The organism is Chitinophaga sp., assembly GCF_036566945.1.
Taxonomy (GTDB): Bacteria; Bacteroidota; Bacteroidia; order Chitinophagales; family Chitinophagaceae; genus Chitinophaga.
Genome location: NZ_DATCVJ010000235.1, coordinates 1 through 10,287, shown reverse-complemented (window position 1 = coordinate 10,287; position 10,287 = coordinate 1). Strand labels below are relative to the sequence as shown.

Sequence of the window (10,287 nt, the reverse complement as noted above, 5' to 3'; positions counted from 1 at the left end):
TTTCTTTTCACCAGCAAAAGAAGCGGGGGCCGGGTGCTGGTTGCCTAAAGTGGTAGGCGGGTGAAAAGAAAAAGACGAGGCGGATTGGTTTTGCGATAAGCGTTGCAACAGGTCAGCAACGCTACAATTAAAATAAAGCGTTCCGAAGTCCACCAGATTGCCGCCCTTCCCGGTTCCATGATCATACCAGATGTTTAACTGCCGGTTTACTTTGAAGGATGGCGTTTTTTCCACCCGTAAGGGAGATAGATACCAATAGTCTTGGTTTCTTACTTTTTGGGGTTGGTGACCCAATAAGGCCAAATAATCAACAAGATCAATTTGTTTTGCCTCTGCACACATTAGATTTTTCATACTTCACTTTTTTCAATCCCACAAATGCTTAAGTGCTCTACGAGGAATTACGTTTTAGCTATATAAGTTTAAGATGTCTCATTTAAAATTTTTAGGATTGCATCTCTCCCTACGTGATGTTCTGGTGCAATCGGTAATAATTTAAAGGGAATAGTATCGTCTTCTATTAAGCAAACAGTTTCGTTATCAACGATAGTATGATCTCCCTTTTTATAAATTGTACACTCACCAGCAGCGACAAGTTGCAAACAAGCATCTGCAAATTGAGGGGACACAGCAACATTATAACCCCTTGCATCTGCGCGAACACTTGGGAAATAAACTCCTGCAAGACCTTTCTCAACTACTATTTCAGAAAAAATAGCAGAAATCATGTATTTGTAATCTGGATCGACATCTTTTTTCGCAAACTCACTTGCTAAAAACTCTGTTATGGCAATAGATTTATCTCTTAGGCCCGCATCTATATCCTTCATCGAGCTATGATAGGCCGCGTACAAATCTTTTGTATGAGAGCTTTGTTCGATAGAATCCTTATGATAACAAACTGCAATTAGCGGGATATTTTGAGTAACAACCCATTTGCTAAAGGTGACAACTTGCTCTCCTTCTTGTCCAATATTTCTTAATAAATGGGAGGCTTCTAAAGAGGCAATAATTCTCGCGTTGTCCAATTCGTCTGCTGGTATATTTTCGGGAATTGTACCAGCATAGAACATTGTTTGATGAGGAGTACTGGCTCTTTGATATCTAGTGTTATACTTAGCTGGTGTATATGATAATTCTGATCTAGTACTGAAAGATGCTGCACCGGCAACATTAGGTCTTGCCCTTATAAGCACTTTACCTTTATGCAAGGTCATTTCTATAAGACCAAATTTTCCAAATTTCCCAATATTAGCTTTCACTTCATCGTGAGGGTATTGGCTAAGATCTAGTTCTTTCAGTTTTCTAAGTGCTTCTAAATAATCTGACATTTTATATTTTTTTTATTAAAATACGTGTTTATTTTCATTTATTTAGGCTGATTATCTCAGACCGCTATGGATGCCAGCTTCCTTAAATCCATTAAAAATAAGTTCGAAATTTGTACAGGCAGGGCGACTTGACAGGACAAATGAGATTTATGCCCATTTGTCCTGTCTTTATTCAGGCCCCAATCCTTATCCAGCGCGTACATGCACCGCACCGCTTCATTGAAAGCGTGCAGCAAACGGCTGCTACCCGTCGCGCATACAGCCGCTTTGGCACGTATTGATTTTAAATCACGCCAGGTGGCGGGTAGCGAAACGGTTACACTAATGATAAATCCGGATACCGCCTTCAGTTTCATCGGGATTATACATCCGGAAGTCATCCCCGCATCAAATCCATCTCTCCTGCAGTGTTACTATAGGTACATAGCGGGTGTTAAGCATAGGATCTACGAAGTCTATTCCCTAAGCTCTCTGGCGCGGAGGTGGAAAGCACAAAGAATCGTGGATAAATATATCTGAGGCCATAAGTACTTATTTCTGATGCTTCCAAAACCGGCCTTTACCCTCCGCTATCCATTCTATGGCTTCGCTTATTCTTTTTTGCCGTGTTTCATCTGTCTTTGCATCCGTTATCCATACAATATATTCCTTGCGGAAAGAATTGGACTTGCTTTCAAAAACCGCTTTTGCGTTGGGATTGGCATCTAATGCAACCTGCAAATAATCGGGAGTTTCAAATACTTTAGGTTTATCTGCTTCCGGCTTTTCCCTTTTTATTTTAATGCCCTTCTCATTCAGTAGCATGGCCTCCTTTAACATCGCTACAAATTCCTTGTCGGGCGGTAGGTCTGCTAATTGGGTCACCTTGCCTAAAAACCGCTGGATCGGCTTTAAATCCTTACTTGCCTTCAGACGGCTATCACTCATCAATTCTGCTTTCAAAAATGTAAAGGAGCAATGATGCTTATATGCTGCCAACACGCATAAGTTATCCCCTTTATATTCAAAATGAGGAAAACTCCATTTAATAGCTCCCGTTGCATCCGGACAGGTTTTGTGAATGATCTGTCGCCAATGCTCCAGGATAGGCTTGGCAAAATCTGCGGCATTGGCTATGTAAGCGTCTAACGCTGAATGATGGTTCATGATGTTAAATATTTGTTTGATTGTTTAACAAGGTAATTGCGTTTCATCTATATAGGTAAACTCCCATTGATGACCGTCCAGATCAGCAAAACTGTGCTGATACATCCATCCATGATCAACGGGCTTACGGTAAACCATTGCACCTAACGACTTCGCTTTGTTCACCAGGGTTGAAATCTCTTCTTTTGAGCCCGCGTCCAGCGTGATCAATACCTCAGTGGCTTTCCGCGCATCGCTTATTTTTTTATCCGTAAAACTTTGAAAGTAGGGTTCCGTAAGCAGCATCACATAGATACCGTTACTGATCATCATACAGGTAACGTTTGCATCCGTAAACTGCGGATTAAAGTGAAAGCCAATATCCTCAAAAAAGAGTTTTGACCTGTTCAGGTCTTTTACAGGAAGATTAATAAATACTTTTGTTGCCATGTTCCTGATTTCCCGTTCCGGGTTCATTTAATTTGATGAAACAAAGAAAAGCAGTACGTCTCAAAACAGATGGTCGAAAACTTGGATAAACAGGTCTATTTAATCACTTGTGCCGTTTTCGGAATTCAGAAGGCGACAAGCCAGCCTGTTTTTTAAAGAACTTGCCAAAGTTGGCCGGATCTGAAAAGTTGAGCTGATAGGCGATTTCGGCGATCTCAAAATCAGTGTATCGTATAAGCGACTTTGCCTCGTTCGTTAATCGTTCGGCAATAAAAGTAAGTGCATTTTTACCTGAAACCTGCTTAACAGATTGTGAAAGGTAGTTAGCAGTAACAGAAAGCATATCTGCATACTCCTGCACCGTGCGCTTATCGATATAGTGATTGTCGATCAACTGTGTAAATTTACGCAGGAGTATTTGCTGCGTTGTAGCCAGGCGGATTTCCTTTTTCCTTTCAAGACTGAATTCCTCCAAATGATACAGCAGTCCTAAGAGTTTTAACCTTGCTTCCATATGCTGTGATTTGGCAGATCCTTCATATGCACTAAACACCGCTTCAAAATGCGGGGCTAATTGTTCAAATGTGGCATGGTCAAACATAAATAGGTTAGTGTGCAATGGATCAAATAACGGGAACTGCTGATGAAAATCTGGCTTGAAGAAAGAAAAGCATTCCTGCTTAAAGTAAATAATATACCCTTCCAACCCGTTGTTATGTGCAAAGCTATACACCAGGTTAGGCGAATGGAGAACGAGATAAGAGTCAGGGTCCTGAACAGTTTGATCCCCATAGTTCACCTGTATCCTGCCTGAATTAAACAGCAAAGCAAAGAAATAGAATGACCGCTTAAAAGGCGGCCGGTAAACCTGCACATCCCTTTCAAGCTTTTTTAAACGCAAACAATAAAAGTCTGGATTGTCCGTCCGCCCCGGCCACGGGATAGATGCCAGGAAATCGTTTATTTCGGTATAATAAGGAAGGGTTGTTTTTATTTTCATGAAATCTATGTAAATCCGTCATATCAACTCTTCTAACAGAAAATGATCTGGTGATAAAAATAAGAAGTATATTCTGCAATATTTCAGGCAAGGGATGAATTTTTCAAACGTCAGGCCTTTTTTTATGGGAACAAACTGATAACATCTTTACCATTTCACTTTCAGATCGTCAGGTAGTCATTGAAAATGGAATGCCTGGAAAAATATTACCTCTCCATCTGCTGGAAAGTCCTTGTCTGATAAAAAGCCAACTGTAACAGAAATAGCAGATAAACCAATGTTTTTTTGGAATTTTAGAAGCCAATGATGGAAATATTTGGTTTGGCGCTTTAGGTGGGGATATCGTTATGATGGAAGTATTATTACCAGCTTTAACGCATCCGAAATAAATCGGTAGACAAACAGATAAGACAACAGTTAAATAATAACCTATCACTTAATCCAATAGTAATAGGTTATTATTTCATTGCTAATAATTTCGCGCTGGTTTCTGATGAAAACTATCAATTCTGATTAAGTCTGCCATAAGAAAATTCGAAATGTGTCCGGTTGCCCCGACAAACGAGTTGCAAAACTCAATATAACCCTCTAAATGTTTATCATTTAGAGGGTTATTTCATTTTTTACAGAGTGTGTAAAGCAATAGGCCTCCCTATTTCTTTGTAGCCTTATAGTAATCCATCCTGGCTTTTGCATCTGAAACGCTAACAATAACATATTGTGCGTTGTAATTTTCCAAATCGATTGGATACTCCATAAAAGGCCCCCAGCTTGTAAAGTAGCCCAAATCCCCGTCATCCATACCGCTCAAACATCTCTCCGGAACCTCATAATCTGTTTCTTTGTAGGTTCCAAAAACCTTACGCTGCCCCTTTTGGCTGGTACCATACTCCTTATTGATCAGATCCATGAGATAAAAGAATACGTTTGTGGAGATGTTCACTTTTTTTACATCACTGAATGTGGCCCATTTCTTTTGTGTATAGCCGAGGTACATATTTACCCGGAATACTTCTTTGTTATCGTTGTGGATAATTTCCAATATCGTTTCTGTGGTATCTTCTACCATCTTGTAGGCCGAATTTTTTAGCCATTTATCCTGGTGTGCAATGGGCCAGTCGATTTTGGTGTAGCCCGCGCCGAGCAATTGTTTTGTCCTTGCGTCAAAATTTTTATAATCACTCAGGTGTAATTGTAAACACTCGACATCTGGTGTAATCGTTTTTTGCGCAAATAGGCTGGCGCTGATCAAGATAAGGACAAAGGCCTGAACTAAAAACTTAAATTTCATCATGATAGATAGATTATAGGGAAATAGAATGCTACAGTAAAAGACAGATCCGTCGTAAATTAGATAAAATATGGGGAAAGGCACTCAGGCGCTTGCTTTTTTTGTTGGGTGATAGATCAGGAGAACTACATTTTTGTCTAACTGTTGAAACCTGATAAATTCTAAATTGATATTTATATCTTCCAAAAAAGGTCGGGCACCAGTTCCTACAATGGCCGGATTGACCAATAATCGCAACTCATCAACCAACCCACCTTCCAGTAAAGGTTTCAAAAGAGAAGAGCTTCCCTGCACCAGGATATATCCCCCATCCTCTCTTTTTACTTTTTCAATTTCCCGGATAAAATCGTTGTGAAGAATCGTTGTATTTCCCCAAGGAGCCTTCTTAAGATTTGACGACACGACATATTTTTTTCCCGTGTTCAATTTGTCTGCAACACCCTGCTCGTTATGTTTGAAAGAAGACCAGTAAGGATAAAGCATTTCATAGGTCTTTCTTCCATAGAGCATAATTTCGCAATTATTGATCGTGTCCTGAATGTAATGTTGACGATCGGGGCTGTCAAATGGCATCCACCATTCATTCATGGAGTTTCCGTCGAAAATACCATCCAATGAAACCCATTGTGTAACTATTAGTTCTCGCATGTCTTTTTTTAAGACGAAGTTCCCGTTAATAACAATATCAACATAGAACAAACCCGACAAAATGAATACTACAATCCTGTCGCGATAGCATTTAGATAATTCGTTGGTGTAATATTGGTGAATTCTTTAAATGACCTGATATAGTGATTTTGATCTGCATAACCATTATCCAGTGAAATATCTGATAATTTTTTAAAGATCCGGTTATTGAGTTGTTGAAATGATTTATTGAACTGAATAATTCTCCGAAACTGATTTGGTGAAACACCAATATTTCTCTCAAACATGCGCTGAAAAGTCCTTTCCGTCAAACATAGTTCGTTCTGAATATGAACCAAAATATTTTTATCAGTATTGTAGCCAATTTTATCTACAGCGTATTTAATTAAGGATTGGTCCACTCTGATCTTTGCTATCAAATCCGATAAGAAATCATCCATTAAAGAGAGCATTTCATTTATTGTTCCTGCATTGAGTAATCGGTCTTGCAAACCAGCGCCCATTGGAAGTAAATTAAAATCAATAGGATTATCTATTAGTTCATTTGCCGCCGTAGCAAATAGTGAAGGCAATGAGTAGGACTTCAGGAAGTATGCAATAAGCGTAAATTCGCCCTTGATAGACAGCTTATCCGGGCATACTGTCTGCCCAAAAAGCGTTAAATAGTTTGAGCCTGTACTCAATTGTCCCTTTTTCGTTTGAAAGAGAAGTGTGGGTGTCCCGTTGGCAAATAACGGCAGCTCAAATGCATCTGCACTTTGATAATTTTCAATGACAAGAATGCCCTGTACAAATGCTGAAACCCTTTCCGGTGGCGTTGGATAAGTTACTTTCATTTTTTGCTTTCTTGATTGTTGCCGAATGTGCTTCACCTGCACTCACCTAATTACATATTAAATGTAACAAAAAGCAACCTTATCTCGATAAACCGGTTGGAATTCTGCCTGCCACTTTAAAATTGCATACAATTGAATACTATGGTTTGGTATTGTTGGCAAAATTCTGGGTATCAAAATAAATCGTCAGCGATTGTAGTTTACCATTTTCAGCGGTCCAGACTTCAGCTACGTTACCATTAATTTCCTTCCCATTCGGGAATTTAAAGTCGTAATTACCAATCACGCAGGCATGGCTATCCTGGATCATCATTTCCTTTACCCGCATCACCGAAAACACCCGGGAAAAGCGTTGGATCACCTCGATATAGGCCAGCTTACCAACTACCGGTGTTGGGTTAGTCATATCTCCTCCGGTAAACCGGAAGTCATCCGCAATGGTATCTTCCCAACCAGATTTTGCGGCGAATCCCTTGTAGTAAATTTCAAGGAGCTGTTTAATTTCAGTTGCCTTTTCCATTGCATTTAAGTTTTTAGCGTTTATATTGCACTTGCAATTTGCAAGCACAATATAAAATAGTTATTGCAAATTGCAATAACTATTTTCACATGGAGAAGAAAAGATCAGACTGTCCTATCAGTTGTTCACTGGACATATTTGGAGATAAATGGTCATTGCTGATTATCCGCGACGTTATGCTGAGAGGAAAAGTTTCTTACAGCGAATTCCTGACGTCCGAGGAGAAAATTGCCACCAATATCCTGGTGAGCAGGCTGAACACGCTGGAAGCGGCTAAAATTCTGCATAAAGAGGTATCGCCGATCAATAAATCGAAATTCGTGTACAGCCTTACTGAGAAAGGGATTGATCTGGCGCCAATTATCATTGAGCTCATGGACTGGGGAGCAAAGTATCATGACAATTGCCCAAGGAAAGATCTTGGAAAAAAAATTAAAAAGGATAAGGCCGGTGCAACCAGAGAATTGGTGCAGGCACTAAGAGCTAAAATCAACTAACCATTATTCACCTGGTTCCCAGGAATGCCAATTCGCTGCTACTTAGTGCCAGAGGACACCAATTTCCTCCCAGTGATCAAAATTTCACTTGCATCCTCCCGATTTTTTTTACCTTTTTCCTATGAAACCCATTCACCTCCTTTATCTTCTTGCACTGATCAAACTGATCTTGCCCTTCTTCATTCAGGATCCTCTCTGGGGGCCTCACCGGGACGAATTCCTCTATTTGGCGGAGGCCCGGCATATGGCATGGGGCTATATGGAAGCGCCGCCTCTTCTCTCGGTCTTCGCCTGGCTGACGAACCTATTGGGCAGTGCGATGTGGGCGATCAAGATATGGCCTTCCCTCGCAGGGGCCCTGACCTACCTCCTTGTGGGTCGGCTGGTGCTCCACCTGAATGGCCGTTGGTTCGCCCTCGTCCTGGCCTGGATGCCCTTCGTAACGGGCGCCTGGCTCAGGATGCACTTCCTCTTCCAACCAAACTTCCTGGATATATTCTTCTGGACGGCGATGGCTTATGGACTGATCAGATTTCAGCAAACCGGAAAGTCTATGCATCTCTATATCGCAGGCGTTAGCTTCGGTCTGGGCATGCTAAGCAAGTACACCATGGTATTCTATGCCACTGGCCTGATGGCCGGCATCCTCCTCGTCTGGGATAAAAAGATGCTGACTAACCGCCATTTCTATTATGCCATCGGTCTGGGGTGTCTGTTGTTCCTACCGAACCTTCTCTGGCAGATCCGACAAGGTTTTCCGGTGGTTTATCATATGAAGACGCTCGAGAATAGTCAGCTCCAATACCTCAGTCCCTGGACTTTCCTGACAGATCAGCTACTGTACAATATCGCTACTTGTTTCACCTGGGTGACCGGCCTCGTCTGGGCCGCCCGTACAAAACAATACCGGTTCATCGCCTGGGCGTTTCTCATCACCATTACACTCCTGATACTGGGCCACGGGAAAAGTTATTACTCGCAAGGGGCCTACCCGATTCTGTTCGCGTTTGGTGCTCCCCGGCTGGACGCCTGGGCAAACAAATGGTGGAAAATAGGAATGGTGGCTTTCAGCGGCTTCATCGGCATCCGTGTGATCCCGCTCCTCCTTCCGTTCAAGGCGCCGGCTCCCCTGGCCGAATACTATCTCCATCACCCACTGGCCCGCAAAGTGGGCGCGCTCCGCTGGGAAGACCTCCGGGATCATTCCCTGCCTCAGGACTTCGCCGATATGTTGTCGTGGGAAGAGATGACCCAAAAGGTTGCGAGGGCCTACGCCTCCCTGGATAGCACCGAGAAGGCCCATACCCTGCTATTCTGTGACAACTATGGTGAAGCTGGAAGCGTGAACTATTACGGCCCGAAATATCATATGCCGCAAGCATACAGCGACAATGCCAGTTTTCTCTACTGGATGCCCCGGGATTTCGATCAGTTCGAGGTAGTACTGCTCGTTACAGACGACAGGCAGGAAATGCAACACGCTTTCATCAAAGAGTTCAAAACCGTACAGCTGGTAGACAGCATCACGAATCCTTATGCCTGCGAGTACGGTTCGCTGATCATTCTAATGAAAGGACCCAGTGCCGCATTCCGGAAAGCATTCAGAGATAAAATCGACCGGAGTAAACTGAAGACCACTGCAGAGGGGGCTGTCCAAACACTGAAACCTAATGCGCTGGAACAAGGTGGTGCCATGCACTAGTAATACCGTTAGGGAATAATCAATTAAATCAATGTTATAACCAGGAAACCCTCTATTATAGCGGGTTTCCTGGTTATATAAACGACAATTATTTGAGATGATGATTAAAGTACCATCTTCCCGAAGTAATACGTCGTATTAGCATTCTCGTCTCCGGAATGCCTTCTGCGAATCATAGGAATATCTTTCTTTGCCCATGACCCTGCGGATTCCTTCACCGTAATACTAAGATCATCTGGTTCAGCCTCTATATAGCATAGCCTGTTGTTGAAATAGATCTGGCCTGTCTTGTACCATGTCTGCCCATTTTCATCACCCTTGTGCTCTCTTGCGGTGATTACCTGGTTGACGGGGGCCCCAAAATCACTGGAGGATTCTTTCTGTCCGGCACTCCAGCCACTATTTCCGACCGTAAATGTTCCAGGTACAGTATTACCAGAACTATCCACCGCTTTTAAGGTGGCATACTCATACATAGTCTGCCCGTTTTCATCACCACTATGATACCGGCCTGTCATAATAGTATTGGTCGGGCAGGTAAATGAATGATCACTTTCTTTGAAAGACTGCGATGTGGATTTACTAGCCACTACGACCAGGATTGTTGAGGTGGCGTCCAGTGCGGGCGCAACGGTGGCTTCAGTTTGATTTTGATTCGACATAAAAAAATGGTTTTTAAGAGGGAGGTAAAATTATTGAGGATAGCGCCAGTTGGAACAAGCTAATGCTGAACGGATGATCTTAGCCAAAGTAAAAATATCAGTGCAATACAATAGTTATTTTGGGTTATGGGGACCGTGAAATGAATAACTAACAACACGATCTCAAAAAGGTTGAGAATTAATTTTTTCTAAATAAAAGCAATAACTTAGGAATCCTATCTATAT

At 42.0% G+C, this 10,287-nt stretch carries 12 protein-coding genes; 2 read left to right on the top strand and 10 right to left on the bottom strand.

What is annotated here, in order from left to right; genetic code table 11:
* The 9 genes from VIP81_RS06875 to VIP81_RS06835 form a co-directional block, all read right to left on the bottom strand.
* A partial coding sequence (locus VIP81_RS06875; RefSeq protein WP_331957752.1) for a CHC2 zinc finger domain-containing protein occupies nucleotides 1–354 on the bottom strand: 354 nt, incomplete at its 3' end.
* 68 nt (nucleotides 355–422) lie between these two features.
* Entirely contained in the window at nucleotides 423–1,331 is a 909-nt protein-coding gene (locus VIP81_RS06870; RefSeq protein ID WP_331957750.1) for a hypothetical protein, read from the bottom strand.
* 531 nt (nucleotides 1,332–1,862) lie between these two features.
* The gene (locus VIP81_RS06865; protein ID WP_331957748.1) at nucleotides 1,863–2,477 is read right to left on the bottom strand and encodes a YdeI/OmpD-associated family protein; all 615 of its coding nucleotides are present in this window, start codon (nucleotides 2,475–2,477) and stop codon (nucleotides 1,863–1,865) included.
* A 24-nt stretch (nucleotides 2,478–2,501) separates the two neighbouring features.
* Nucleotides 2,502–2,906 carry a VOC family protein gene (locus tag VIP81_RS06860; RefSeq protein WP_331957746.1) on the bottom strand — a complete coding sequence of 135 codons (405 nt, stop codon included), beginning with the start codon at nucleotides 2,904–2,906 and terminating at the stop codon, nucleotides 2,502–2,504.
* A 103-nt stretch (nucleotides 2,907–3,009) separates the two neighbouring features.
* Entirely contained in the window at nucleotides 3,010–3,906 is an 897-nt protein-coding gene (locus tag VIP81_RS06855; RefSeq protein WP_331957744.1) for a helix-turn-helix domain-containing protein, read from the bottom strand.
* Nucleotides 3,907–4,558: 652 nt separating this feature from the next.
* Nucleotides 4,559–5,200 carry a hypothetical protein gene (locus VIP81_RS06850; protein WP_331957742.1) on the bottom strand — a complete coding sequence of 214 codons (642 nt, stop codon included), beginning with the start codon at nucleotides 5,198–5,200 and terminating at the stop codon, nucleotides 4,559–4,561.
* A gap of 81 nt (nucleotides 5,201–5,281) precedes the next feature.
* A complete protein-coding gene (locus VIP81_RS06845; RefSeq protein ID WP_331957741.1) occupies nucleotides 5,282–5,845 on the bottom strand; it encodes a dihydrofolate reductase family protein in 564 nt (187 codons plus the stop codon).
* A gap of 68 nt (nucleotides 5,846–5,913) precedes the next feature.
* On the bottom strand, nucleotides 5,914–6,681 hold the full coding sequence (locus VIP81_RS06840) for a helix-turn-helix domain-containing protein (RefSeq protein ID WP_331957739.1): 768 nt from the start codon (nucleotides 6,679–6,681) through the stop codon (nucleotides 5,914–5,916).
* A 139-nt stretch (nucleotides 6,682–6,820) separates the two neighbouring features.
* Nucleotides 6,821–7,201 (bottom strand): nuclear transport factor 2 family protein, encoded by a 381-nt coding sequence (locus tag VIP81_RS06835; protein ID WP_331957737.1) that lies wholly within the window; start codon nucleotides 7,199–7,201, stop codon nucleotides 6,821–6,823.
* Nucleotides 7,202–7,290: 89 nt separating this feature from the next.
* Here VIP81_RS06835 and VIP81_RS06830 point away from each other — a divergent pair, with 89 nt between their 5' ends.
* Together VIP81_RS06830 and VIP81_RS06825 are read left to right on the top strand one after the other, a co-directional pair.
* Nucleotides 7,291–7,698 carry a helix-turn-helix domain-containing protein gene (locus VIP81_RS06830; RefSeq protein ID WP_331957735.1) on the top strand — a complete coding sequence of 136 codons (408 nt, stop codon included), beginning with the start codon at nucleotides 7,291–7,293 and terminating at the stop codon, nucleotides 7,696–7,698.
* Between the two features lie 121 nt (nucleotides 7,699–7,819).
* Nucleotides 7,820–9,400: a glycosyltransferase family 39 protein gene (locus VIP81_RS06825; RefSeq protein WP_331957733.1), complete on the top strand. Its 1,581-nt coding sequence runs from the start codon at nucleotides 7,820–7,822 to the stop codon at nucleotides 9,398–9,400.
* 104 nt (nucleotides 9,401–9,504) lie between these two features.
* Here VIP81_RS06825 and VIP81_RS06820 read toward each other — a convergent pair whose 3' ends face one another.
* Nucleotides 9,505–10,062 carry a hypothetical protein gene (locus tag VIP81_RS06820; RefSeq protein WP_331957731.1) on the bottom strand — a complete coding sequence of 186 codons (558 nt, stop codon included), beginning with the start codon at nucleotides 10,060–10,062 and terminating at the stop codon, nucleotides 9,505–9,507.
* Between the last annotated feature and the right edge of the window lie 225 nt (nucleotides 10,063–10,287).